Consider the following 24,949-nt stretch of genomic DNA (forward strand, 5'->3'; position numbering starts at 1 on the left):
ACCCGCGCAGCTGCTGGATGGCACCCGCGTGCTGTACCAGTCGGTGCTGGAACTGGACCGCAAGCTGCGGGCATGACATGGCGGGCGGCCCACCGGGCGCCCGCGTCACCGCTACTTCTTCACCAGCGGGCAGGACGAGCGCGACAGCGGCATGAAGGCCTGGTCGCCGGGCAGGGTGGCCACCAGCTTGTAGTAGTCCCAGGGCCGCTTGGACTCGGACGGCTTCTTGACTTCGAACAGGTACATGTCATGCACCATGCGGCCGTCCTCGCGGATGCGGCCGTTGGTGGCGAAGAAGTCGTTGATGGGCATGGACTTCATCTGCTTCATCACCGCCGTGGGCTCGTCGGTGCCGGCTGCCTGCACCGCCTTCAGGTAGTGCATCACCGACGAGTAGGTGCCGGCCTGGCTCATGTTGGGCATTTTCTTGAGCTTGTCGTAGTAGCGCTGGGACCAGGCCCGGGTCTGGTCGTTCATGTCCCAGTAGAAGGCCTCGGTCAGCGTCAATCCGGCGGCGGCGTCCAGGCCGATGGCGTGGATGTCATTGATGTAGAGCAGCAGCCCGGCCATTTTCTGGCCGCCCTTGGTCAGCCCGAATTCGCTGGCGGCCTTGATGGCGTTGACCGTGTCGCCGCCGGCGTTGGCCAGGCCCACGATCTGCGCGCGGCTGGCCTGGGCCTGCAGCAGGTACGAGGCGAAGTCGCTGGAGCCCAGCGGGTGGCGCGATGCGCCCAGCACGGTGCCGCCGTTGGCCTTGACGACTTCGGTGGCGGACGCTTGCAAGGTGTGGCCGAAAGCGTAGTCGGCCGTCAGGAAATACCAGCTCTTGCCGCCTTGTTCGACCGTGGCGCGCGCCGTGGTGTTGGCCAGCGACCAGGTGTCGTAGGTGTAGTGCACGGAATAGGGCGAGCACAGGTCGTTGGTGATGCGCTCGGTGCCGGGTCCGCTGAACACCACGATCTTCTTTTTCTCGCGCGCCACTTCCAGCACGGCCAGCGCGGGGGCGGAGCCGGCCACGTCCATGATGGCGTCGACCTTCTGGGTGTCGTACCACTCGCGTGCCTTGGCGGCGGCGATGTCGGCCTTGTTCTGGTGGTCCACCACCATCAGGTCGATCTTCTTGCCCAGCACCTTGCCGCCGAAGTCGGCGATGGCCATTTCGGCGGCGGTCGCGCTGCCTTTGCCCGTGACGTCGGCGTACACGCCGCTCATGTCCAGGATCAGGCCCAGGCGGACCACGTCGTCGGAGATCGCCTGCGCCATGGCGCAGGGCGCGGCGGCAAAGGCGGATAACAGGGCTAGCGTGCTGCGCAACTTCAGGGAAATCCGGTGGGTTCTACGGCATTTCATGGTGGGTCTCCTTTATGCCGGATCTTGTTCGGATACTGCTGGCGCTTGGGGATCTGCTGCGGCGCTCTGTTCTGGCTTGACGCTGGCGGGTCGAGGTGGGATGCCTCCTTGTCTTGAATGTGGTCTAGCGATGGGACAGCAGGTCGAATTCCATCCGCACCTTGCTGAACGGGAACTCCAGCCGCGCGAAGTACACCACGCGGCCATCGATGCAGGCGTAGCGGCGTATTTCCGCCACGGGCGAGGACACGGGAATCTGCAGGGACTCGGCGGATTCCTGGCCGGCCTGGATCACGTTCAGCACCTGGCGCGCTTCGCTGATGCGTGCGCCGTAGTACTGGTCCAGCACCGGCGCCACGGTGCTTTTGCGGATGCGGGCGCGATGCTTGCGGAACAGCGCGCTATCCAGGAAGACCTCGCTATAGCAGAAGGGGGCGCCATCGGTCGTGTGCACCCGCCGCAAGTATTGGAAGCTGCCGCTGCGGTCGGCGCCGCAAGGCATGCCCAGCGTGTCGGGCAGGGGCGAATCGGCGTTGGACTCCACCAGTGAAACCGTGCCCAGCTGATTGCTGAGTTCCACGGTTTCGGCCCAGGTCTTGGGGATCAGCAGGGTGGGCGTTTCGGGCAGTTCGGCATTGACGAAGGTGCCCGATCCGCGCGACCGGCGGATCAGGCCATCGTCTTCCAGCAGGCCGAACGCCTGGCGGATGGTCGCCCGCGAGATGCCATAGGTTTCCATCAGCGCTTCCAGCGGCGGGATCTGCTGGCCGGGCCGCCAGGTGCGGTTCTGGATATTGCTGCGAAACAGCGCCGCCGCCTGCAGATACAGCGGCTGGGGACTGCGCGAGAAGAGCTTGGGGTCGGGCATGTTCAGGCGGAAGGCGTCGTGGTCGGGGCCGCGAGTATGGCATCGGCCATTTCGCGCAGCCGGTGCTTCTGGATCTTGACCGAGTTGGCGCTTTCCACCGAGGGGAATGCATCCAGCACGGTAAAGCCCGCCGGCGTCTTGAAGCCCGCCATCGCGGCTTTGCACGCGGCGGTCCAGCCCGCGGGGTCGGCGGCTGCGCCCGGCTGCAGCAGCACGAAGGCATAGGGCACGGTCTTGCCCTTTTGCGTGGCGCCGACCACCTGGCAGGCGCGCACGCCCGGCAGGGTTTCGACCACCTGTTCGATTTCCACCGGATTGACCAGAAAGCCGGACAGGCGCAGCGAATCGCCCATGCGGGTCTGGAACACGAACTGGCGCGGATTCAGCGTGTAGCCGAGATCGCCGGTCTTGAAGTAGCCGTCATCCGTGCAGGCGCCGCGGGTGGCCTCGGGATTGTCCAGATAACCCTGCATCAGGCTGGGCGAGAGGATTTCGAGTTCGCCGGATTGGCCATGCGGCAGGATTTCGCCCGTGGCGGGATCGCGGGCGCGCACGCGCGCCTCGGGGTAGATCAGCGTGCCGCCGGGCTGGTGGCGCGCGGACACGTCGCCCTCGGCGGGGTCGCGCGGCTGGCCGGCGACCAGGGCCACCAGCTCGCTGGAACCATACAGGCCGGTCAGCGGCACGCCGGCCTCACGGGCCAGGTCCAGCATGTTGTCCAGCGCCGGCGTGAAGCTGGCGAAGCCAAACAGCCGTACCGAGGCGAAGTCGCCTTGGGCTCCCGCCCGCATCATGCCGACCAAGGCCTCGTTGTTGGCGTAGGTGTGCGTCACCGCGTGGCGGCGCACCGCTGCGGCGGATTGGGCGGCGTCGAACACCGGCGCGCAGACCACGGGCGCGCCTTGCGCCAGGCCGCCGACCAGCGTCGCGAAGCCAAAGGCGCCGCAGAACGGCGCGCTGGCGAGTACGCAGCTTCCCTCGTCATAGCCATAGGCCCGCGCCACGGCCGCGCCGTGGTTCAACAGGGTGCGCTGGTCGTGCAGCACGAACTTGGGCTTGGAGGTGGTGCCGGACGTGGTGAAGCACAGCACGCCCGCATTGGGCTGGGCCGGCGGCGCTGTGTCGGTGCAGGACTGCAGGTCCTGGTAGCGGTGCGCCGGCTTGCCATGGAAGCTGGGGGGCAGCGCTTCGTCGGCATTCGTCAGCGCGATCACGCCTTGCAGGCGCTCCAGGTGTTCCGGCGCCACTTCGCCCAGGATGCCCTGGAAGTCTATGCCCTTGAACCCCGGCCAGAACACCAGCCAGTCCGCCTTGCCGCGTCCCAGGATGTCGGCCAGCTCCAGCGCCCGGAAGCGCGTGTTGACCGCCAGCACCAGCGCGCCCAGGTGCGCGCAGGCCAGGAAGGATTCCACCCAGGCGGCGCAATTGGGTAGCCAGACCGCCACGCGCTGTCCCGGGCGCACGCCGATGCGGGCAAGGCCGGCGGCCAGCGCGCGGCTTTGCGTCCGCAGTTGCGCGGCGACGATGGGTTGGTCCTGGTCGATCAGCAGCGGCGCATCGGGCCGGCGCGCGACCAAGGCGTCCAGGTGTTCGGAGAACGTCGAGTACGGCATGTTCATGGCTTACACCGTGGCGATGGGCGTCACGGGAGAACCCACCGCGCCAGGCATGCGCAAGGGCGGGGCGGTCAGCAGGAAGCGGTTGCGGCCCTGCGCGTGCAGCCAGTCGGCCAGGTCCTTCAGGTACCAGAGTTCGGCCAGCGGCAGGCCCAGCTTGAAGAGGCAATGGTGGTGCAGCGGCAGGATGGAGTGGCCGGGGCCGGAGGTGCGCGCCGGATAGGCTTCGACCGCGTAGTTGTCGGCGCAGATCGCGGCGATGCCGGATTGCGTGATCCAGTCCAGCAGCGCCGGGTCGGAGCCGTCCAGCACGGCGCCGGTCTGCTCCAGCTTGTGCGGATCGGGCTGGCCGTCCATGGCAACGATCGCCTCGGCAAAGCCCGTGCGCAGCACCAACATGTCGCCGTGTTCGACCGTCACGTTCTGTGCCCGCATGGCGGCCTGCAGGGCCGCCAGGTCGACGACCGTGCGGCCGGGGCCGTAGGCGCGCGCCAGGTCCACCAGCACGCCGCGGCCCTGCATGCCTTTTTCGGCGTAGCGGTTGATACCCAGCTTGCGCGCGTACGAGCCGCCGGGCGGGCAGCAGGCGTCGTCCGATTTGTCGGGATCCGCGCCGCCGAACACGTCCACGCCGGCGGCGTAGCCGTTGTAGTAGACGCGACGCGCCTGGCCATCGCCCTGGATGTCGAACAGCGCGCCCACGTGGCACAGGCCGTCCCACTGGGTGGAGTACTGCATGGACAGCGTGACCTGGTCGTCGGACAGCACGTCCACGGCTTCGGGCTGCACCTGCGACATCTGGAAGTTCAGGTAGGGCGTGCCTTCGCGGAAGGTGGGCTTGAGCATCGGCGCGTGGCGGCGCGGGTTCAGCACGTTGCCGCCAGGCAGGTCCAGCGGCAGGGACAGGCAGAACACCTTGCCCGTGCGCACTTCGCGCACCGCCTGCAGTACTTTTTCCTCAGTCAGCAGGTTCAGGCGGCCGATCTCGTCATCCGGGCCGAAGTCGCCCCAGGTGGAGCCTTCGGGGCGTTGGGTCCAGCGTTTCATCTGCTTGTCTCCTGGAGGTTTTCTATGTTCTTATGAATATAGTACGTATTTACGTACTTTAAAAAGAAATCCGCAATCAGCGGGTTCGATAGGAGACAAGCCCATGACGCAATTCCTGCAGCGCAGGTTGGCGATCACTGCGCCGGCCCTGGCCGCGCTGGCCTTCCTGACCTTGCCCGCGGCCCAGGCCGCCGGCTATCCCGATCATCCCGTGACCGTCGTCGTGCCGTATCCGCCGGGCGGCGGCGCCGACATCTTTGGCCGCGCCATCGCTCACGCGCTGGAGCCGGGCCTGAAGCAGACTGTGCTGGTCGAGAACAAGCCCGGCGCGGGCGGCAATATCGGCATGGCCTACGTGGCGCGCGCCAAGCCCGACGGCTACACGCTGGGCCTGGGCACCATCGGCACCCAGACCATCAACCAGTTCCTCTACAACAACATGGCGTTCGACCCCGAACGCGACCTGGTGCCCATTGCGCTGGTGTCCACCACGCCCAACGTCATCGCCGTCAGCGCCAAGTCGCCCTACAAGACGGTGGCCGACGTGATCAAGGCGGCCCAGCAGTCCAAGGACAAGAAGCTGACCTATGCGTCGCCGGGCATAGGGTCCTCGGTGCATCTTACCGGGGCCTATTTCGAGGCCATGGCCGGCGTGACCATGCTGCACGTGCCTTTCAAGGGCACGTCCGCCTCGCTGCCGGCGGTGGCGGGCGGGCAGGTCGACCTGCTGTTCGACAACCTGCCGGGCGCGCTGGCGCAGATCAAGGATGGCAATCTGGTGCGGGGCGTGGCGGTCACGTCGGCCGCGCGCGACGCCTCGGTGCCCAACCTGCCCACCGTGGCGGAATCGGGACTGCCGGGCTTTGACGTCACCGCCTGGTTTGCGCTCTACGCCCCGCGCAATACCCCGGAACCCGTGGTCAAGCAGTTGATCGAAGCCGCGCGCAGCGGGCTGAAAAATCCGGCCGTCGCGGCCAACTTTGCCGGCATGGGCGCCAAGCCCGGCACGCTCTTCGGCGCGGACCTGGCGGCCTTCGAAGCCGGGGAACGCAAGAAGTGGGGCGGACTCATCAAGGACAAGGGAATCACCGCGCAATGAAAACGCCCACCGCACTGGTCACCGGCGGCAGCCGGGGCATAGGCCGCGCCATCGTCGCGCGCCTGATCGAAGATGGCTTCGAGGTCGTCAACTTCAGCCGCGGCGCGCCCGCAGCGCTCCTGCCCGGCGAAACGTTCCGTTCGGTCGACCTGGGCGACGCGCTGGCCACCATTGCCGCGGCGCAGGCGTTGGCGGCCGAGCGCCAGGTCCTGCATCTGGTCAACAACGCCGGCATGATCCAGGTCGCGCGCATCGGGGACGTGACCCAGGAACAGATGGCGCGGATCATGGCGCTGAACGTCACGGCGCCGGTGCTGCTGATGCAGGCCCTGCTGCCCGGCATGCGGGCGGCGGGCTACGGGCGGGTGGTGAACATCGGCAGCCGCGCCGCCCTGGGCAAGGACGGGCGCACGGTTTACGGCGCTTCCAAGGCGGCGCTGGCCGGAATGACGCGCACCTGGGCGTTGGAGCTGGCGGGCAGCGGCATCACGGTGAATACCGTGGCGCCCGGACCCATCGCGACTGAACTGTTCAACCAGTCCAACCCGCCGGGCGCGCCGCAGACGCTGGCTTTGGAGGCGGCGATCCCGGCGGGGCGCGTGGGCCGACCCGAAGAGGTCGCCCATGCCGTGTCCATGTTCATGGACCCGCGGGCGGGCTTCATGACGGGACAGATGCTGTATGTGTGCGGGGGAGTGTCGGTGGGGCTTGCCGGCTAGCCGCTTGTTGCGTTGCGCGGTTGCTCAGGCTTGCGGCGCCGTCCCTTGCGGCGGCGCGTGTATGGCGAACTCGCGCGCCATTTCCTTCCTGGACACCTTGCCGGACGCCGCCAGCGCCTGCGCCCGCTCCAGGCGCAGGCGCTTGAGCACTTCCATGGGCGCGACGCCGAAATGCGCGGCGAATTTACGCTGGAAGGTGCGGCGCGACATCTGGCAGGCGTCGGCCATGTCGTCGACCGACCAGCGCGCCGATAGCTGCGCCTCGATTTTTTCCACCAGGTCCCGGAAGGGCGCGGCCACGCGGTCCTGCAAACGCAGCGCCTGGCTGTACTGGCGCTGGTCGCCGTTGCGGCGCATGAAGACCACCAGCCGCCGCGCAACCCGTTGCGACAGGTCCGCGCCGAAGTCGCGTTCGATCAGCGCCAGCGCCAGGTCGATGCCGGCGGTGACGCCGGCAGAGGTCCAGTATTTGCCGCTTTCGACGTAGATGCGGTCGTCTTCGACGCGCAGGGCCGGGTGAAGCAGGCGCAGCCGGTCGGCCGATCGCCAGTGGGTGGTGACGGCGCGGCCGTCCAGCAGGCCGGCGGCGGCCAGCACGAAGGCGCCGGTGCATACGCTGCAGGTGCGCCCGGCGGTCGCGTCGCGGCGGCGCAGCCAGGCGCGCGTCTCGCCATGGGCGCCCGCGAAATCGGCGCCGGGGCCGCCGGGCACGAACATCATGTCCAGGCGCTCATCGCCATCGTCGGCAAAAGTGCCGTCCACCTGCATGCGCAGGCCCTGTTCCCAGGTGGAGACCAGCGGCGTCGCGGCGATGGTGCCCAGGCGGTACAGCTTGCGACCGGCTTCCTCGTTGGCCGAACTGAAGGCTTGCCACGGTCCGGCCAGATCCAGCGGCTGGAAGCCGTCATACAGGACGAACTGCACGCGCAATGGCGCATCCGGCGCAGTATTTGGCGCACGCGTCCGGGCGCGTCCGCCTATGCTGGGAGTCGTCGTTTCTAACGGAGCATCGTCATGCATGTGAATTTTCTCTTGTTCGAAGGGCTGACCCAGCTGGATATGACCGGGCCGTACGAAGTGCTGGCAGGCGCGCCGGGCTTCACCGTGGATTTTGTCGCAAAAACGCGCGATCCGGTGCGCAGCGATCGCGGGCTGTGTTTCGTGCCCACGCAGACCATCGCATCGGCGCCGCCCTGCGACCTGCTGGTGGTGCCAGGCGGGCCGGGCACGGATGATGCCATTGTCGACGCCGACTGGGTAGCGTTCACGCGCGCGCAGGGGCTGGGCGCACGCTACGTATTCGGCATCTGCACCGGTTCGCTGTTGCTGGGCGCGGCTGGCCTGTTGCGCGGCAGGCGCGCTTCCAGCCATTGGCGCGCGCGCGAACTGCTGTCGCGCTTCGGCGCCATCCCCAGCGACGAGCGCATGTGCGTGGACGGCAACCTGTACACCGCGGGCGGCGTGACCTCGGGCATCGACATGGGGCTGAAGGTGGTGGCGGACCTGTGCGGCGAGGACGTGGCCAAGCTGATACAGCTGCAGATCGAATATGACCCCCAACCACCGTTTCCCGGTGGCACGCCCAAGACCTCGGAGCCGGCCGTGGTGCAGCGCTATCTGGAGATGTCGCAAGCGCGCTTCGAACGCCGCTCGCAGGCGGTGGACCGGGCCGCGGCCGCGATGGCCTGAGTTCGAGCGCGCGGCGCGCTCACTTCGCCAGATGATCCAGCGGCAGCGGGCTTTGCGGCTTGACGGTCTGGATCGCGAAGTTGCTGCGTATGTCCTTCACGCCGGGCAGCTTCAATAGCGTGCCCAGCAGGAAGCGTTCGTAGGCGCGCAGGTCGGGCACCACTACCTGCAGCAGAAAGTCGGACTCGCCCGACACCAGATGCGCGGCGATGACTTCCGGCAAGGTGCTGACCTCCTCGCGGAACAGGGCGGAGTCGCGCTCGTGGTGCCGCTCCACCTTGATGCCGACGAAGACGGTCAGGCCCAGGCCGACTTCGTCCGGCGCCAGGCGGGCTTCGTACCCCTGGATGACGCCGGCTTCTTCCAGCAGCCGCACCCGCCGCAGGCAGGGCGAAGGGGACAGGCCAATCTGCTCGGCAAGTTCGACATTGGTCAGCCGGCCGTTCTGCTGCAGGGCCTCGAGGATCCGGCGGTCGTAGGCGTCCAATTCGCGTTTTGGCATGAAATCAGGATAAGGATTATTGGATTGGCTGAATATGCCAATCATCATAAATCGAATGGCATGAATAGGATGCACATGCCAGCCTGGTTTTCCTAGAATGATCGCCTGAGCCAGGACGAAAAGGAGCGGGAAAATGGCGGATATGGCGATGTTTCTAGGGGCTTTGCTGATCGTCTACGTGGTGCCGGGACCCGACATGATCCTGCTGCTGGAAACCGGCGTGCTGCGCGGCAGAGGGCAGGCGCTGGCGGTGGCCGTGGGGCTGGCCATCGCGCGGGCCGCGCACGTGACCCTGGCCGCGCTGGGACTGGCGGCGCTGTTCAAGACGCATCCCTGGGCGTTCGACGCGGCGCGCACGGTGGGGGGATGCTATCTGGTCTGGTTGGGCGTGCGGCTATTGCGCGCAGGACCCGTGTCCTACGATGCCACCGGGCAGGCGCCCGCGAGCCGCGCGGGGCTGGGGCCGGCGCTATTGAGCGGCGTGCTGACCAATGTGCTCAATCCCAAGGCCTTGCTGTTCTGCTCGGTGCTGCTGCCGCAATTCGTGTCGCCTGCCCAGGGGCCGATAGGCCAGCAGTTCGCCGTGCTGGGCGTGATCCTGGTCAGCCTGGGCCTGGCGCTGGACGTGCTGTGCGCGTTGGCGGGCGGGGCGATGGGGCGCTGGATGTCGGCCAGCCCCCGTGCGCAGAAGATCCAGAGCCGGGTGTTCGGGCTGGCATTGATCGGCTTCGGCCTGCGCCTGACCGTGGCCCAGCGTCCGGCCTGAAGCGGCCGGTCCCGCAGCTTGCGCTACGGGACCGGCTGCCCGGCCTATTTGGCGTAGGCGTACGAGGACTCGTCGGCTTCCTCATCCTTCGGCAGCGGCGGAACCGCGCCGTCCTCCAGCAGTTCGGACTGCGTCAGGCCCTTGGTCAGCTCCAGCGCCTGGCGTTCGAACAGGCGCCGGTACAGACCGCCCTTCAGGCGGATCAGTGCGTCATGGCTGCCTTCCTCGATGACGCGGCCGCGGTCCATCACCAGCAGGCGGTCCAGCGCGCGCACCGTCGACAGGCGGTGCGCCACCACCAGCGTGGTACGACCCACCATCAGACGGTCCATGGCCTGCTGGATCAGCACCTCGCTTTCGCTGTCCAGGCTGGACGTGGCTTCGTCCAGGATCAGGATGGGCGCATCGGCCAGGAAGGCGCGGGCCAGGGCCACGCGCTGGCGTTCGCCGCCCGACAGCTTGACGCCGCGTTCGCCGACCAGCGTGTCGTAGCCCTTGGGCAGCGCCATGATGAAGTCATGGGCGCTGGCCAGCCGCGCCGCCTGCTCGATCTCGGCCTGCGTGGCGCCGGGGCGGGCATAGGCGATGTTCTCCGCCAGCGTGCGGTGGAACAGCACCGGCTCCTGCTGCACGATGGCGATCTGGCTGCGCAGGGACGCCTGCCGCGCCTGGGCGATGTCCTGCCCGTCGATCGTGATGCGGCCGTCGTTCACGTCATACAAACGCTGGATCAGCTTGATGAACGTGGTCTTGCCCGAACCCGAATGGCCGACCAGGCCGACCCGTTCGCCCGGGGCGATGCGTACCGAGAAATGGTCGTACAACGCCTTGTCGTGCGCGCCATAGCGGAACGTCACGTCCTCGAAGCGGATCTCGCCGGCCGTCACGCGCAGCTCGCCCGCGCCGGGCCGGTCGTCCACGCCCAGCGGTTGCTTTTCCAGCGCGACCAGTTCTTCCATGTCGTTGACCGAGCGTTGCAGGTTGCGGATGTGCATGCCTACGTCGCGCAGGTAGCCCTGCAGCATGAAGAACATCGTCAGGGCGAAGGTGATGTCGCCCACGCTGGCCTGGCCGCGCGACCACAGCAGCAGCGACGCGCCCAGGATGCCCGCCTGCATGGCGACCAGCATGGCGCCCTGGATGCCGCCGTTGATCGTGCCGCGGATCCAGGTGCGGCGCGTGCGGCGGCGCCATTTGTCGACCACGCGGTCCAGCCTGACTTCTTCGCGGTCTTCGGCGCCGAAGGCCTTGACCACCGCGTTGCAGCTGACGGCGTCGGCCAGGGCGCCGCCCATGCGCGTGTCCCAGGCGTTGCCCAGGCGCGCGGCCGGCGCCACATAGCCCAGCGACAGCGCCGCGGTCACGGCGATGTACAGCACCGAGCCCAGGCCCACCACCAGGCCCATGATGGGCCAGTGCACACCCAGCAGCGCGGTGGCGCCCACCAGCATCACGACCGACGGCAGCAGCGCGATCAGCAGCGTGTCGTTCAGGATGTCGACCGCCCACATGCCGCGCGTGATCTTGCGCACCGTGGAGCCGGCAAAGCTGTTGGCGTGCCAGTCCGTGGAGAAACGCTGCACGCGGTAGAACGCGTTGGAGACGATGCCGTTCATCATCTTCAGCGTGAAGGTGATGATGTTCTGGAACACGGCCTGACGCAGCAGCGTGCCGCCGATGCCCAGCGCGAGCAGCAGCCAGAACGCGGTCAGCGCCGCGCTCCAGACGATCTCGTCGCCAGCCGCGCCCGAGGCCACGGCGTCAACCAGTTTGCCGGCGTACAGCGGCGTCAGCACGTCGGTCACCGCCGACAGCAGGGCCAGCACGATGATGCCGGAGGTGCGCCAGGGCTGCGCGCGCCAATGGCGGAAGGTAAAGCCAAGGACATCCTTGAAGGTCTGTCCTCGTAGATCGATTTTTTTTCTGGCCATTGCAATGGCCCGGCGTCACCAGGACGCCGGGAGTCCTTGTGTGGAAAGAGGAAGGAGCGGCCTGCGCGGCGAGGCGCGGGCGATTGCGTTCAGGTTTTTGGGGCGGGCACGGAGGACCGGTCGCTAGATAGGCATCCAGCGATGGGTCCGCGCGGGCGACGACTTAATGACGTCGCGGGGACACGCGCGGGATGGCGGTATGCGGATTCATCATCTTGCGCCTCCCAATGGTGTGAGATGTGGGGAAAGGGAATGGGCAGAGGCCCGAATTGAAGATTCTATAGAAGTGGTGTAGGCGAATCAACGGGTAGGCGCGTGCCGGTGTGGGTTTTTTTCAACTGACGCGGCGTTCAATCCGGGGTGAACAGCGTGGGAGGCAGGCGCGCCACGGCCTCGTAGGTCAGGCGGATGTGGGCGGCCAGCAGTTCACAGGCGCGGTCCGCATCGCGCGCCAGCGTGGCGTCCAGGATGCCTTTGTGTTCGTCGTCCAGGTCGCGCGCGATGGGCTTGCGCGTGACGGTCAGGCGCCGATAGCGTTCGGCCTGCTGGTACAGGATGCCCAGGAAGTGATGAAGCCAGCGCGACGGACAGGCGCGGATCAGTTCGCGGTGGAACTCGCGGTTGCGCTGTTCCCACTCTTCAAAACGGGTGTCGGGGTCGGCGGCCAGGCGCTGTTCGGCCTTGCTCAGACGGTGGAAGGCGGCCAGCACGGCGCTTTCCCAGTCGTCGTCGCCCAGGGCGATGGACTGGCGCAGGGCCTGGGTCTCCAGTAGCACGCGGTTCTCGGTGATGTCGCGGAAGTCTTCCAGCGAAATCGGCGTGACGTGAAAGCCGCGCTGCCCTTGCGCGATGACCAGCGCGTCCGACACCAGCAGCGCCAGCGCTTCGCGCAACGTGCCCGCGCCCACGCCGTAATCGTCCTTCAGGTGTTCGACCCGCAGGCGCGAGCCCGGCGGATGCACGCCCTGGATGATGTCGCGGCGCAGGTTGACATAGGCCGCGCCGACCAGGGTGTTGGCCGAGGCGGAATGGGCAAGCGGGGGGAGGGTGGCGCCGTCTGACATGGGAGCTACTTTATCACTGGCTTTAAAAAATCTCGATAAAAATTATTGACGCCGAGATTTATGCTGCTTATCGTAGAAAAAAAGCGTCAAGACTACGACCGGTAATCAGCCGGCGGCAGGCGCAACCTGGAGACAAGCAGTGATACGGCTACACGACATCCGGTACGTCCGGCTGGGTACCCGCGACCTGGAATCCGCGGTCCGCTACGCGACCGCGGTGCTGGGGCTGGAAGTGGCGCGCAAGGAGCACGGCGCGGTCTATTTCAAATCCGACTCGCGCGACCACACCCTGTGCTATTTCGAAGGCGATCCGCGCGACCACACCACGGCGTTCGAAGTGGACACGTCCGAGGAACTGGAGCATGCCGGCGCGGTGCTGGAGCGCAGTGGCTATCAGGTCGCCGCGGGCAAGCGCGAGGACGCCGAGCAGCGCTACGTACGCGATTTCCTCAGTTTCATCGACCCGTCCGGCAACCGCATCGAGCTGGTGCACGCGCCGCACCACAGCGGCCGCCGCTATTTCCCCAGCCGCGATGCCGGCGTGACGGGCTTTTCGCATATCGGCCTGCGCACGCTGGACGCGCGACGCGACGAGGCCTTCTGGACCGGGCTGCTTTCAGCCCGGGTCAGCGACCGCATCGGCGAAGCGCCCTTGCTGCGCATCGACGAAGTGCACCACAAGATCGCGCTGTTCCCGTCCAGCTATCCGGGCGTGCAGCACATCAACCACCAGGTCGAAAGCATCGACGACATCATGCGTGCCTGGTACCAGCTGAAGGAATGGCAGGTGCCGATCCGCTTCGGCCCGGGGCGCCATCCGACCTCGGGGGCGATGTTCCTGTACTTCGACGGCCCCGACGGCATGATCTACGAGTACTCCACCGGCGTGCGCCTGATCACCGCCGAAGACGAGAAGACCTACCGGCCGCGCAGCTTCCCCGCAGTGCCGTCCTCGTTCTGCATGTGGGGCTCCAAGCCCGACATCCCGGAGTTCAAGACGTGAGCGCCGCGCCGATGAAAGCCGACGCCGGCCAGGAAGCGCTGGTGCGGACGGCGGCGCGCGGCCTGGCCCGCGCCGGCCTGGTCCACGCTTACGGCCATTGCAGCAGCCGCCTCGACGCCGATCACTTCCTGGTATGCGCCGCGCGGCCCATGGGCCTGATCGAACCGGGCGAGGCGGGCACGGTGGTGCCGGTGCACGGCGAACTGCCCGAAGGCGTGCTGGGCGAGGTCCGCATCCACCAGCACATCTACCGCATGCGCCCCGAAGTGGGCGGGGTGGTGCGCTCCATGCCGCCCACGGTCATGACGCTGTCCTCGGTCCGCGTGACGCCGCAGCCGCGCCATGGGATGGGTTCGTATTTCTCTCCGTCCGTGCCGCTCTGGGACGACCCGCAACTGGTGCGCAGCGACGCCCAGGCGCGCGGCGTGGCCCAGACCCTGGGCGCGGCCCGCGCCGTGGCCATGCGCGGCAACGGCGCGGTGGTGGCAGCCGAATCGCTGATGCATGCCGTGGTGCTGACCTGGTATCTGGAGGATGCCGCGCGCATCGAATGGCAACTGCGCTCGGCCGGCCTGGCCGACGGCGCGCCCACGTTCTCGCCCGAAGAGGCGGCGACCCGCGCCGTGGGCACGGGCCGGATCTACGAGCGCATGTGGGAATACCTGACCGCCGGCGACCCTGAAGCGGCGCTGGCAGACCTGTCACAACCGAGGACGCAATGACCGATTTCCGCAATTTCATCAACGGCGAATGGGTCGCCACGGACAAGACGTTCGACAACCGCGATCCGGTCGACAACCGCCTGATCGGGCGCATCCACGAGGCCGGCGACGCCGAGGTCGACGCCGCCGTGCGGGCCGCCAAGGCGGCGTTGCGCGGCCCCTGGGGCAAACTCAAGACGCAGCAGCGCGTGGAGTTGCTGCACGCGGTGGCCGACGGCATCATCCGCCGCTTCGACGAATTCGTCGATGCCGAGATCGCCGACACCGGCAAGCCCTACGACCTGGCCAGCCATCTGGACATTCCGCGCGGCGCGGCGAACTTCAAGATCTTCGCCGACCTGGTGCGCAACATCCCCAACGAGACCTTCGACCTGGAAACGCCGGATGGCGGCCATGCCCTGAACTACGGCGTGCGCGTGCCGCGCGGCGTAATCGGCGTGATCTGCCCGTGGAACCTGCCGCTGCTGCTGATGACCTGGAAGGTGGGGCCGGCGCTGGCCTGCGGCAACACCGTGGTGGTCAAGCCTTCCGAAGACACCCCGGCCACGGCCACGTTGCTGGGCGAAGTCATGAACGAGGTCGGCGTGCCGCCCGGCGTCTATAACGTGGTGCATGGCCGCGGCCCCGGTTCGGCGGGCGAAAAGCTCACGCGCCATCCGTTGGTCGACGGCATCACCTTTACAGGCGAAACCCGCACCGGCGAAGCCATCATGCAGGCCGCGGCGGTGGGCGTGCGTCCCGTGTCCTTCGAACTGGGCGGCAAGAATGCCGGCATCGTGTTCGCCGATGCGGACTTCGACAAGGCGGTGGCCGGCATCGCGCGGGCCGCCTTCGACAACACCGGGCAGGTCTGCCTGGGCACCGAGCGCGTCTACGTGCAGCGGCCGATCTTCGACCGCTTCGTGGCGGCGCTGGGCGAGCGCGCCCGCGGCTTCAAGCTGGGCCGTCCGAAGGATCCCGGCGTCAACCTGGGTCCGCTGATCTCGCAGCGCCATCGCGACAAGGTGCTGGGCTACTACGCCCGCGCCCGTGAAGAAGGCGCCACGGTGGTGGCCGGCGGCGGCGTGCCGGACATGCCGGACGACCTGGCCGGCGGCGCCTGGATCCAGCCCACGGTCTGGACCGGCCTGCCGGAAAGCTCGGCCGTGATCCAGCAGGAGATCTTCGGCCCCTGCTGCCACATCGCGCCCTTCGACACGGAAGAAGAAGCCGTCGCCCTGGCCAACGCCACGCCCTACGGCTTGGCGGCCTCGGTCTGGACCAGCAACGTGGGCACCGCCCATCGCATGGGACAGGCCCTGGAAGTGGGCATCTGCTGGATCAATTCCTGGTTCCTGCGTGACCTGCGCACGGCCTTCGGCGGAGCCAAGCAGTCCGGCATCGGCCGCGAGGGCGGCGTGCATTCGCTCGAGTTCTACACGGAGCTGCGCAATGTCTGCGTGAAGCTCTGACCTGTAAGCAGGCCTTAGTACCGGCAGGCGCCGCGCAGAACGGCGCCGCCGTCCATCCCCCAAGGAGACTTAGCATGCAAGCATACGCACGCGGCCTGTCCGCGCTGGCCGCGGTCGCGGCCCTGACCGTGGCCAACGCCGCAATGGCGGACATCCGCATCGGCTTTACCGGGGTGCTGTCCGGCCCCCAGGCGGCATTGGGCCAGGATCAGTACGACGGCCTGATGTTGGGCATCGAGCAGCTGGGCGGCAGCCTGGGCGGCCAGAAGGCGGTGGTGATCCGCGACGACGACCAGCTCAAGCCCGACGTGGGCGCGCAGATCGTGCAGAAGTTCATCGAGAAGGACAAGGTCGACGTGATCGTCGGCCTGGGCTTCTCCAACGTGCTCATGGCCGAACTGCGGCGCATCAAGGAATCGGGCGTGGTGGCGCTGTCCACCAACGCCGGACCCGCGCCCATCGCCGGCCGCATGTGCCTGCCCAATCTGTTCGTGCTCGGCTGGCAGAACGACAGCATGTCCGAAGCCATGGGCAAGTACGTCAAGGACCAGGGCTACAAGCGCGCCTACCTGATGTCGTCCAACTACCAGGCCGGCAAGGACAAGCTGGCGGGCTTCAAGCGCTTCTATGGCGCCGCTCCCGCCGACGAGATCTACACCCAGCTGGGGCAGCTGGATTACTCGGCCGAGATCTCGCGCATGCAGTCGGCCTCGCCCGACGCGCTGTTCGTGTTCTATACCGGCGGGGTGGGCGTGAACTTCGTGCGCCAGCTGCGCCAGGCCGGCCTGATGGAAAAGCTGCCGTTCTTCTCGGAAAGCCTGATCGATTCCAACACGCTGACCGCGCTGAAAGAGCAGGCGGTGGGCGCGATCTACGGCACGCCTTGGGCCACCACGCTGGACAACCCGCAGAACCGCAAGTTCGTCGAGGCCTTCAAGGCCAAGTACGGCCGCTTGCCGTCGGAATATGCGGTGGGCGGCTATGACGCGGCGTTCCTGCTGGATACCGCCATCAAGCAGCAGGGCGGCAAGGTCGGTGACAGCAAGGCCCTGGCCGCGGCGGTGAAGGCGGCCGGCGCCAACTTCCCCACGGTGCGCGGCAAGTTCCGCTTCAACAGCAACAACATGCCGGTGCAGGACCTGTATGCCTACCAGGTCGTGAAGGAAGGCGACGGCGTGGGCTTGAAGCAGCTGGCCAAGGTGTTCACCGACCATCAGGACGCCTACGTGGCCGACTGCCCGCTGAAGTAACGTCCCGGGAGACGCCCCATGAACGGATCCTTGCTGTTGTCGCAGATGCTTAATGGCCTGCAGCTCGGCGCCTTGCTGTTCCTGCTGTCCTCGGGGCTGACCCTGATCTTCGGCATCATGAACTTCATCAACCTGGCGCACGGGTCGCTGTATATGATCGGCGCCTTCCTGGGCGCCACCGCCTACAACGCCAGCGGCTCGTTCGCCTTCGCCATCCTGGCGGCGGTGACGGGCAGCGGCCTGGTGGGGGTGGCGCTGGAACGCCTGATTGCGCGGCCGCTGTACAAGCATGATCACCTCTATCAGGTGCTGGCCACCTTCGGGCTGATGATGTTCTTCAATGAACTGGCCTCGGTCATCTGGGGCAGCCGGCCGTACTACGCCGCCGTGCCGCAGGGGCTGGAAGGGGCGGTCAGCCTGTTCGGCAACGACTATCCGGTGTATCGCCTGATGATCATCGGCGTGGGCGCGCTGGTGGCGGTCGGCGCCTGGTTCCTGATCCAGCGCACGCGCTTCGGCATGCTGATCCGCGCCGGCGCCAGCAATGCGCCCATGGCCAGCGTGCTGGGCGCCAACGTGGACCTGCAGAAGACGCTGCTGTTCCTGCTGGGCGCGGTGCTGGCCGGCGTGGCGGGCGCGCTTGCGGGGCCGATCCTGTCGGTGCAGTCCGGCATGGGTGAGCCGGTGCTGATCCTGGCGCTGGTGGTGATCGTCGTGGGCGGCATCGGCTCGGTGCGCGGCACGCTGGTCGCGGCGCTGCTGATCGCGATGATAGACACGCTGGGCCGGGCCTTCCTGCCCGACATGCTGCGCGCCGTGTTCGACGCTTCCGTCGCCAATGCGGTCGGGCCGGCGCTCGCCTCCATGCTGATCTACGTGCTGATGGCCGTGGTGCTGGCGTTCCGGCCGCAAGGCCTGGTCTTCTCGGCGCGGCGTTGACGCGCGCTTGTACTGGGGTTGGATCATCATGCAAGAACACACATACCGGCGCTGGGCGCTGCCTTTGCTGTTCCTGGTCCTGGCCGGCGTGCCTTTCGTGGCGCAATGGCTGGGTGAACCGTTCTACGTGACGCTGGGCGCGCGCATCCTGATCTATGCGCTGGCCGCGCTGGCGCTGAACCTGGTGCTGGGCTTTGCCGGACTGGTGAGCTTCGGCCACGCCATGTTCCTGGGCCTGGGCTGCTATGCCGTGGGCATTCTCAGCTATTACGGGTTTGGCAACGGCTGGCTGCAGCTGGCCGTGTGCATCGCGGTGTGCGCGCTGGTGGCGCTGATCGTCGGCACGGTCTGCCTGCGCACCTCGGGCATAGGTTTCATCATGATCACGCTGGCGTTTGCGCAGATGTTCTATTTCCTGGCGGTCAGCCTGCGCGAATACGGCGGCGACGACGGCCTGAACATCTACGAAGCCAGTTCCTTCGGCCTGTTCGACCTGGGCGGCAGCCAGCCCGTGTACTGGGCGGCCTGGGCGGTGCTGCTGGTGTCCAGCCTGGCGATGCTGCGCCTGCGCCGCTCGCCCTTCGGCATGATCCTGCGCGCCACCCATGCCAACCCGCGCCGTGTTGACGCGCTGGGCTATTCGGTGTTCGGCGTGCGCCTGACGGCCTACGTGGCCTCTGGCGTGCTGACCGGCGTGGCCGGGCTGCTGCTGGCCAACCTGACCGCCTTCGCCTCGCCCAGCTACATGTCCTGGCCGGTGTCGGGCGAACTCATCGTCATGGTGGTGATAGGCGGCCTGGGCAATGTGCTGGGGCCGATTTTCGGCGCCGTTGCCTATCTGCTGATGGAAGAGGCCTTCAAGAGCATGACGCAGCATTGGATGCTGCTGATGGGGCCGGCGGTGGTGGTCATCGCCATGGTGGCCAAGGGCGGCTATGCCAACTCCCTGGCCTGGCTGCGGCGTCCGCCGCCCGCCGCGCCGACGGCCAAGCCCCCGGCCGCGGGTGAACAACAGGACCGCCGCCCGCCGGACGCGATCGCCAAGGAGGCTTCGGCATGAGCATGCAAACCGCAGCCGCGCCCGTTGGATTGTCCACGCAGGACCTGGTGCGCCGCTTCGGCGGCCTGAAGGCGACAGACGGCGTGTCGCTGGACGTGGCGCCTGGCGAACTGCATGCGCTGATTGGCCCCAACGGCGCGGGCAAGACGACTTTGATCAACCTGCTGTCGGGCGAACTGCGGCCCGATGGCGGCGCCGTGCGCCTGGGCGCCGCCGACGTTTCCCGCGCCTCGGTGCAGGAACGCGTGGCGCTTGGCATGCTGCGCTCCTATCAGGTGACCTCGGTGTTCGACAGCTATACGGTGCTGGACAACGCCTGCCTGGCGGCCTTGCGCAAGCGCCGCCGGCGCCTGTCGGCCTGGACCGCCTTGCGCGATTGCGCCGACGTGGTAAGCGCCGCGACCGCGGCGCTGCGGGCCTGCAAGCTGGAAGACGTGGCCGAGGCCCAGGTGGACAGCCTGGCCTATGGCCAGCGCCGCCAGCTGGAGATCGCCATGGCATTGGCGGGCGAGCCGTCGGTACTGCTGCTGGACGAGCCCATGGCCGGCATGAGCGCGGCGGAAAGCGCGGGCGTGATCGCCTTGCTGCAAAGCCTGAAGGGCCGCTACACCATCGTACTGGTCGAACACGACATGAACGCCGTGTTTGCGCTGGCCGACCGCATCAGCGTGCTGGTCTACGGCAAGGTCATCGCCACCGGCAGCGCGGAACAGATACGCAACCATCCCGACGTGCGCCGCGCCTATCTCGGCGACGACGCCGACGCATAAGGAGCCGCCATGTTGAGCATCAGCGGATTGACGGCGGCCTATGGGCATTGCCAGGCCTTGTTCGGCGTAGACCTGGACGTGGGCCAGGGCGAGGTCGTCGGCCTTATCGGCCGCAACGGCATGGGCCGCAGCACCGTCATCAAATGCCTGTTCGGCCTGCTGCCGGCCAGCCAGGGCAGCATCCGGTATGGCGAGCGTTCCCTGCGCGGACTGGCGCCGTACCGCATCGGCCGGTTGGGCCTGTCGCTGGTACCCGAAGGGCGCCAGATCTTCCCGACGCTGACGGTGGAAGAAAACCTGATCGCCACGGCTATACACCGCGGCGGCGGCCGCGGCTGGACGCTGGAACGCGTGTATGAGCTGTTTCCGCGCCTGCACGAACGCCGCGCCAACCTGGGCACGCAGCTATCCGGCGGCGAGCAGCAGATGCTGGCGCTGGGCCGGGCGCTGATGACCAACCCGAGCCTCTTGGTGCTGGACGAAGCGACCGAAGGGCTGGCGCCGGTGGTGCGCGCCGAAATCTGGCGCGTGCTGGCGCAATTGAAAGCCGAAGGTTTGTCGATGATCGTGGTGGACAAGAACACCACGGCCTTGCTGCGCCTGTCGGACCGCAACGTCATCCTCGACAAGGGCGTGACGGTGTGGCGCGGCAGCTCGGCGGAATTGTCCCAGCGGCCCGACCTGGTGGCCGCCTACGTAGGAGTCTGAGATGAGATTGCAGGACAAGGTGGCGCTGGTCACCGGCGCGGCCGGTGGCATCGGACTGGCGATCGCGCGGCGCTTCGCGGCCGAGGGTGCATACGTGCTGCTGGCCGACCGCAAGGAGGCCGAACTGATGGCCGCGGCCCGCGCGCTGGGCGATCGCGCCGCCGCGCTGGTGGCGGACGTGACCGATCCGGCTGATGCCCAGAAGCTGGCCGACGAGTGCGTGCGGCGCTGGGGCGGCCTGGACATCTGCGTCTGCAACGCCGGCGTGATCCGCGCGGCGGACTTCCTGGACCTGAAGCTCGAAGACCTGGATGCGGTCATGAACGTCAATGTGCGCGGCACCTTTCTGGTCGCGCAGGCCGCCGCGCGCGCCATGGTGGCTGGCGGACGCGGCAACGGCGCCATCGTGACGCTGTCCTCGATGACGGCGGAACTGGCGATGCCGGACCAGCTGGCCTACGGCGCCAGCAAGGGCGCGGTGCGCCAGATGACCAAGTCGATGGCGCTGTCCCTGGCGCCGCACGGCATCCGCGTCAACGCCATCGGCCCCGGCAGCATCGACACCGAAATCCTGGCCACGATCACCAGCAATCCCGCAGCCCGCAGGACCGTGCTGTCGCGCATACCGATGCAGCGCCTGGGATCGACAGACGAAGTCGCCAAGGTGGCGGTGTTCCTGGCCAGCGATGACGCCAGCTACGTCACCGGGCAGACGGTGTACGCGGATGGCGGCCGGCTGGCGCTGAACTATACGGTGCCGGTGCAGGAGTAGGGCGGGGCAGGCCGAGGCCGGATACGCTTCGACAGCGAGAAGGGCAGGGTGATAAATTTCCACGCGTCATCCGGAACACAAACCCTGCCCATGAAAACCGCCCCGATTACCTCCTCCCGGGATGCCGCCTGGCTGCAACTGCGCATGGCGCTCTGGCCTGACGCGTCAGCGTCTGAGCATCAGGAAGACATGGAGGATCAGGTTTGCGCGCCGGACCGATACGTCCAGTTCCTGGCGCGCGCCGACGACGGGCAGGCGATCGGCCTTGCCGAAGCTGCGATCAGGACGGACTACGTCAATGGCACCGACTCCAGTCCCGTGGCGTTCCTGGAGGGCCTGTATGTCATGCCCGAGGCCAGGCGGCGGGGCGCGGCCAGGGCCTTGATCGACGCCGTCCGGGCATGGGCGCGGGACAGGGGCTGCAAAGAGCTGGCCTCGGATACCGCGCTGGACAATGTCGTGAGCCAGGCCGCGCATACGCGTCTGGGGTTCAGGGAGACGGAACGGGTCGTCTATTTCAATATGCCGATCTGAGGCGCCAACGCTGGTTTTGCATTGCGAGTAAGGTATGGGCTGGAGGCCCTGATTTTCCGGCACGTTGGCCTGTGCCCTTCAGCGGGAACCTGAATACCATGAAGATATTCCGTCCGGCGCTGCGGACCGTCCTTGCCGCGGCCGCATGCACCTTGATCGCCGCCTGCGCGGATAAACCTCCCCAGCAAACCGAGCTGGACTATCGCAGCCGCGCGCCTTCCACGGGACAGGGCAAGAGCGATACCCCCGGCTCCTCGGACCAACGCTTGACCATACAATCCGGCGAAGGAGAGCGCTTGAACCTGCCCTGGTTCGTGCGGGATGCGCAGGACTGGATCAACAGCAACTGACATATGACCAAGCCCATGACCATGCGACGGATTTTCCTGGCGCTTGCCGCGCTGGCCGTGTCGCCGGCCATCAACGCCCAGACGCCTTCCAAGCCTGCCGCCTGGACCCCGCCGGGCCCGACCGCATGCAGCTTCTCCGGATGGACGACGAACGATAAGCCTGCCATCCAGGTGCGCGCGGCGGCATCCGCCCAGGCAGCGGTGGTGGGCAGCCTGCCGACGACTCGTGGCGACGGCCCTGATCCCGAGATCGACTACTACAGCGTGACCTTCGACGTGACCGAGGCGCGCGACGGCTGGCTCAAGATCAAAAATGCCAGCGACGACAAGACCGGCGACGAACAGAGCAAGCCGCGACCCGTATATCGGGGCGAGGGTTGGATCGAGGCCGCGGATGCACAGGTCGGCATCCAGTCTGCGCGCGGCTACGCCCGCCCCGACACCGGCAGTGAACGGTTGCTGGATCTGGGCAGCGACTGGCTGACCGAAAGAGCTACGCTGCGCGGCATCGCCGCCTGCGAGGGCGAGTGGCTGTTGCTGGACTACCAGATGCGCAACAGCGACACGTTCGAGCCGCTGGCGTCCAAGGACCGCACGCGGGGACGGGCGTGGTTTCGCGGCGTCTGCTCGTCGTCGGAGACGACTTGCGACATGCGGTCGGTGGACAAGTGAGCAGACGAGCAGGCGTTCGTGCGAGTCCAATTTATTGACATATCGGGAAATCTCGATATCATGGCGCCATGGATCTGCTCGAAATATTCAAAGCCCTCTCCAACCGTACGCGCCTTGAGATCCTCAAAGGACTGAAGGACCCCGCCAAGAACTTCCCGCCCCAGGACGAGGGCGACGTTCATACGGTGGGGGTCTGCGTCAGCAGCATCCAGGAAGGCGTGGGGCTGTCGCAGTCCACGGTGTCCGACTATCTGGCGACGCTGCAGCGCGCGGGCCTGGTGGAAGCCAGGCGCATCGGGCAGTGGACCTACTACAAGCGGAACGAAGCAACCATACGTGCTCTTGCCGGGCTCATCGGGAAAGAGCTGTAATTTTTTTGCAGGTAAATATCGGTATTTCCCGATATCCCTATTTTTCGAATCAAGGAAAACCATGAAGGCGATGACACTCAAATCATTTGGCGGCCCGGAATCGTTCGAACTCCGCGAATTGCCCAAGCCTGTGCCGCAGGCGGGACAGGTCCTGGTCCGGGTACATGCGACCTCGATCAATCCCCTGGATTACCAGGTCCGGCGCGGCGATTATGCCGATCTGGTGCCGCTGCCGGCCATTACCGGGCACGACGTCTCGGGCGTGGTCGAAGCCGTCGGGCCGGGCGTAACGGCTTTCGTTCCTGGCGACGAAGTCTGGTACACCCCGCAAATCTTCGACGGGCCGGGCAGCTATGCCGAGTACCACGTCGCCGCGCAGGGCATCGTCGGGAAGAAGCCGTCCGCGCTCAGCCATCTTGAGGCGGCCAGCCTGAGCTTGGTGGGTGGCACGGCTTGGGAAGCGCTGGTCGTGCGCGCGGGGCTGAGAGTCGGGGAGAGCGTCCTGGTGCACGGCGGCGCGGGCGGCGTCGGCCATGTGGCGATCCAGCTGGCCAAAGCCATCGGAGCGCAGGTGTACACGACCGTGCGCGCCGCCAACGCCGAGTTCGCGCGCAGCATGGGCGCCGACGTGGTCATCGACTACGAGAAGGAAGACTACGTCGAGGCCGTCATGCGGGAAACGGGCGGGCGCGGCGTCGACGTCGTGTTCGATACCATCGGCGGCGACACGCTTGCGCGCAGCCCCGATGCGCTTGCGCAAGTGGGGCGGGTCGTCTCGATCGTGGACATCGCCCAGCCGCAAAACCTGATCCAGGCTTGGGGCAAGAACGCGAGCTACCACTTCGTGTTCACGCGGCAGAACCGCGGCAAGCTGGATGAATTGAGCGCGTTGGTGGCGCGTGGCCAGTTGCGGCCGCATGTGGGCGCGGTCTATGCGCTTGCCGACATTGCGCAGGCTCATGCGCGGCTGGAAAGTCCCAACAATGGTATCCAAGGAAAGATCGCGATTGCCGTCGCGCCGTCGGCGTACCTTCAGTGCGGGGGGTAGGGCTTCGAGGTCGCGGACGTCGGCGTTCTTTAGTCGCCGAGGCTGCCCTGCGCCATTCCGATGCTCGCCCCGGTGGGGCTGCGCTTCGGATGGCTCCGGGGTCCTCGGCTGGCAGTCGCCTAATGCGTTGGTTTCGGACCCGTTCATGGGCAGATGCCGTGAGGCGGGGGCCGGACGGAGGGATCCGAAGCGCAGCCCCACTGGGGCGAGCATCGGAATCCCGCAGTCCGGACGCCGGCGACTCAAGAACCCCGCCTCACAACACCGAAGCGGCAGGGCTTCGCGCTTGCGGATGTCGGCGTTCTTTAGCCGCCGAGGCTGCCCTGCGCCATTCCGATGCTCGCCCCGGTGGGGCTGCGCTTCGGATGGCTCCGGGGTCCTCGGCTGGCAGTCGCCTAATGCGTTGGTTTCGGACCCGATCATGGGCAGATGCCGTGAGGCGGGGGCCGGACGGAGGGATCCGAAGCGCAGTCCCACCGGGGCGAGCATCGGAATCCCGCAGTCCGGACGCCGGCGACTCAAGAACCCCGCCTCACAACACCGAAGCGGCAGGGTCTCGGGCTTGCGGACGTCGGCGTTCTTTAGCCGCCGAGGCTGCCCTGCGCCATTCCGATGCTCGCCCCGGTGGGGCTGCGCTTCGGATGGCTC

Annotated in this window: 26 protein-coding genes and 1 pseudogene; 19 read left to right on the forward strand and 8 right to left on the reverse strand. The window is 67.2% G+C overall.

Annotation, left to right across the window (positions count from 1 at the left end; translation table 11 throughout):
- Positions 1 to 76, forward strand: a pseudogene (locus AC1RHV_RS00005) (M20/M25/M40 family metallo-hydrolase); the annotation flags it as partial.
- 35 nt (positions 77 to 111) lie between these two features.
- Here the strand turns inward: AC1RHV_RS00005 and AC1RHV_RS00010 are convergent.
- From AC1RHV_RS00010 to AC1RHV_RS00025, 4 genes are all read right to left on the reverse strand, one after another.
- On the reverse strand, positions 112 to 1,350 hold the full coding sequence (locus tag AC1RHV_RS00010) for an ABC transporter substrate-binding protein (RefSeq protein ID WP_492299573.1): 1,239 nt from the start codon (positions 1,348 to 1,350) through the stop codon (positions 112 to 114).
- Between the two features lie 124 nt (positions 1,351 to 1,474).
- The gene (locus tag AC1RHV_RS00015) at positions 1,475 to 2,218 is read right to left on the reverse strand and encodes a GntR family transcriptional regulator (RefSeq protein WP_119449196.1); all 744 of its coding nucleotides are present in this window, start codon (positions 2,216 to 2,218) and stop codon (positions 1,475 to 1,477) included.
- Between the two features lie 2 nt (positions 2,219 to 2,220).
- On the reverse strand, positions 2,221 to 3,837 hold the full coding sequence (locus AC1RHV_RS00020) for an AMP-binding protein (RefSeq protein WP_492299574.1): 1,617 nt from the start codon (positions 3,835 to 3,837) through the stop codon (positions 2,221 to 2,223).
- Between the two features lie 3 nt (positions 3,838 to 3,840).
- Entirely contained in the window at positions 3,841 to 4,881 is a 1,041-nt protein-coding gene (locus tag AC1RHV_RS00025) for a cyclase family protein (protein WP_192354117.1), read from the reverse strand.
- 103 nt (positions 4,882 to 4,984) lie between these two features.
- Between AC1RHV_RS00025 and AC1RHV_RS00030 the strand changes: the two genes are divergently transcribed.
- The gene (locus AC1RHV_RS00030) at positions 4,985 to 5,980 is read left to right on the forward strand and encodes a Bug family tripartite tricarboxylate transporter substrate binding protein (protein ID WP_175164493.1); all 996 of its coding nucleotides are present in this window, start codon (positions 4,985 to 4,987) and stop codon (positions 5,978 to 5,980) included.
- The gene (locus tag AC1RHV_RS00035; protein ID WP_125473708.1) at positions 5,977 to 6,699 is read left to right on the forward strand and encodes an SDR family oxidoreductase; all 723 of its coding nucleotides are present in this window, start codon (positions 5,977 to 5,979) and stop codon (positions 6,697 to 6,699) included. The genes AC1RHV_RS00030 and AC1RHV_RS00035 overlap by 4 nt, the downstream gene beginning before the upstream one ends.
- A 24-nt stretch (positions 6,700 to 6,723) precedes the next feature.
- Here the strand turns inward: AC1RHV_RS00035 and AC1RHV_RS00040 are convergent, their stop codons facing one another.
- Positions 6,724 to 7,623 carry a GlxA family transcriptional regulator gene (locus AC1RHV_RS00040; protein ID WP_492299575.1) on the reverse strand — a complete coding sequence of 300 codons (900 nt, stop codon included), beginning with the start codon at positions 7,621 to 7,623 and terminating at the stop codon, positions 6,724 to 6,726.
- A gap of 90 nt (positions 7,624 to 7,713) precedes the next feature.
- Between AC1RHV_RS00040 and AC1RHV_RS00045 the strand changes: the two genes are divergently transcribed.
- The gene (locus AC1RHV_RS00045) at positions 7,714 to 8,388 is read left to right on the forward strand and encodes a DJ-1/PfpI family protein (RefSeq protein WP_054453759.1); all 675 of its coding nucleotides are present in this window, start codon (positions 7,714 to 7,716) and stop codon (positions 8,386 to 8,388) included.
- A gap of 19 nt (positions 8,389 to 8,407) precedes the next feature.
- On the opposite strand, the gene AC1RHV_RS00050 is transcribed toward AC1RHV_RS00045, so the two are convergent.
- Positions 8,408 to 8,890: an Lrp/AsnC family transcriptional regulator gene (locus AC1RHV_RS00050; protein WP_054454795.1), complete on the reverse strand. Its 483-nt coding sequence runs from the start codon at positions 8,888 to 8,890 to the stop codon at positions 8,408 to 8,410.
- 148 nt (positions 8,891 to 9,038) lie between these two features.
- On the opposite strand from AC1RHV_RS00050, the gene AC1RHV_RS00055 reads away from it, so the two are divergent.
- Positions 9,039 to 9,656: a LysE family translocator gene (locus AC1RHV_RS00055; protein ID WP_492299576.1), complete on the forward strand. Its 618-nt coding sequence runs from the start codon at positions 9,039 to 9,041 to the stop codon at positions 9,654 to 9,656.
- Between the two features lie 44 nt (positions 9,657 to 9,700).
- Here AC1RHV_RS00055 and AC1RHV_RS00060 read toward each other — a convergent pair whose 3' ends face one another.
- Positions 9,701 to 11,587 carry an ABC transporter ATP-binding protein gene (locus tag AC1RHV_RS00060; protein ID WP_175182367.1) on the reverse strand — a complete coding sequence of 629 codons (1,887 nt, stop codon included), beginning with the start codon at positions 11,585 to 11,587 and terminating at the stop codon, positions 9,701 to 9,703.
- A gap of 350 nt (positions 11,588 to 11,937) precedes the next feature.
- Entirely contained in the window at positions 11,938 to 12,651 is a 714-nt protein-coding gene (locus tag AC1RHV_RS00065) for a GntR family transcriptional regulator (protein WP_054453767.1), read from the reverse strand.
- A gap of 139 nt (positions 12,652 to 12,790) precedes the next feature.
- Here AC1RHV_RS00065 and AC1RHV_RS00070 point away from each other — a divergent pair, with 139 nt between their 5' ends.
- The 14 genes from AC1RHV_RS00070 (at position 12,791) to AC1RHV_RS00135 (ending at position 24,301) form a co-directional block, all read left to right on the forward strand.
- Positions 12,791 to 13,654, forward strand: a complete 864-nt coding sequence (locus AC1RHV_RS00070) for a VOC family protein (protein ID WP_492299577.1) — start codon at positions 12,791 to 12,793, stop codon at positions 13,652 to 13,654.
- A complete protein-coding gene (locus tag AC1RHV_RS00075; protein ID WP_492299578.1) occupies positions 13,651 to 14,376 on the forward strand; it encodes a class II aldolase/adducin family protein in 726 nt (241 codons plus the stop codon). The genes AC1RHV_RS00070 and AC1RHV_RS00075 overlap by 4 nt, the downstream gene beginning before the upstream one ends.
- Complete coding sequence (locus AC1RHV_RS00080) at positions 14,373 to 15,827, forward strand: 2-hydroxymuconic semialdehyde dehydrogenase (RefSeq protein ID WP_175162561.1); 1,455 nt, start codon at positions 14,373 to 14,375, stop codon at positions 15,825 to 15,827. Before AC1RHV_RS00075 ends, AC1RHV_RS00080 begins: the two co-directional genes overlap by 4 nt.
- Positions 15,828 to 15,901: 74 nt before the next feature.
- The gene (locus AC1RHV_RS00085) at positions 15,902 to 17,077 is read left to right on the forward strand and encodes an ABC transporter substrate-binding protein (protein ID WP_054456506.1); all 1,176 of its coding nucleotides are present in this window, start codon (positions 15,902 to 15,904) and stop codon (positions 17,075 to 17,077) included.
- An 18-nt stretch (positions 17,078 to 17,095) separates the two neighbouring features.
- Complete coding sequence (locus tag AC1RHV_RS00090; protein ID WP_042793142.1) at positions 17,096 to 18,016, forward strand: branched-chain amino acid ABC transporter permease; 921 nt, start codon at positions 17,096 to 17,098, stop codon at positions 18,014 to 18,016.
- 28 nt (positions 18,017 to 18,044) lie between these two features.
- Positions 18,045 to 19,076: a branched-chain amino acid ABC transporter permease gene (locus AC1RHV_RS00095; protein ID WP_054456836.1), complete on the forward strand. Its 1,032-nt coding sequence runs from the start codon at positions 18,045 to 18,047 to the stop codon at positions 19,074 to 19,076.
- A complete protein-coding gene (locus AC1RHV_RS00100) occupies positions 19,073 to 19,846 on the forward strand; it encodes an ABC transporter ATP-binding protein (RefSeq protein WP_054456507.1) in 774 nt (257 codons plus the stop codon). The genes AC1RHV_RS00095 and AC1RHV_RS00100 overlap by 4 nt, the downstream gene beginning before the upstream one ends.
- 9 nt (positions 19,847 to 19,855) lie before the next feature.
- The gene (locus tag AC1RHV_RS00105) at positions 19,856 to 20,554 is read left to right on the forward strand and encodes an ABC transporter ATP-binding protein (RefSeq protein WP_118932987.1); all 699 of its coding nucleotides are present in this window, start codon (positions 19,856 to 19,858) and stop codon (positions 20,552 to 20,554) included.
- 1 nt (position 20,555) lies between these two features.
- Positions 20,556 to 21,326 carry an SDR family NAD(P)-dependent oxidoreductase gene (locus tag AC1RHV_RS00110; protein ID WP_119449067.1) on the forward strand — a complete coding sequence of 257 codons (771 nt, stop codon included), beginning with the start codon at positions 20,556 to 20,558 and terminating at the stop codon, positions 21,324 to 21,326.
- 90 nt (positions 21,327 to 21,416) lie between these two features.
- Entirely contained in the window at positions 21,417 to 21,860 is a 444-nt protein-coding gene (gene aac(6'), locus AC1RHV_RS00115; RefSeq protein ID WP_492299579.1) for an aminoglycoside 6'-N-acetyltransferase, read from the forward strand.
- A 98-nt stretch (positions 21,861 to 21,958) separates the two neighbouring features.
- Complete coding sequence (locus AC1RHV_RS00120; protein WP_082401205.1) at positions 21,959 to 22,210, forward strand: hypothetical protein; 252 nt, start codon at positions 21,959 to 21,961, stop codon at positions 22,208 to 22,210.
- Positions 22,211 to 22,213: 3 nt separating this feature from the next.
- On the forward strand, positions 22,214 to 22,882 hold the full coding sequence (locus tag AC1RHV_RS00125; RefSeq protein ID WP_233564476.1) for a hypothetical protein: 669 nt from the start codon (positions 22,214 to 22,216) through the stop codon (positions 22,880 to 22,882).
- 68 nt (positions 22,883 to 22,950) lie between these two features.
- Positions 22,951 to 23,253, forward strand: a complete 303-nt coding sequence (locus AC1RHV_RS00130) for an ArsR/SmtB family transcription factor (protein ID WP_054456511.1) — start codon at positions 22,951 to 22,953, stop codon at positions 23,251 to 23,253.
- 61 nt (positions 23,254 to 23,314) lie between these two features.
- Positions 23,315 to 24,301 (forward strand): zinc-dependent alcohol dehydrogenase family protein, encoded by a 987-nt coding sequence (locus AC1RHV_RS00135; RefSeq protein WP_492299580.1) that lies wholly within the window; start codon positions 23,315 to 23,317, stop codon positions 24,299 to 24,301.
- Positions 24,302 to 24,949: the final 648 nt, after the last annotated feature.

It is taken from the genome of Achromobacter sp. GW823-FHT04E03 (assembly GCF_058796095.1).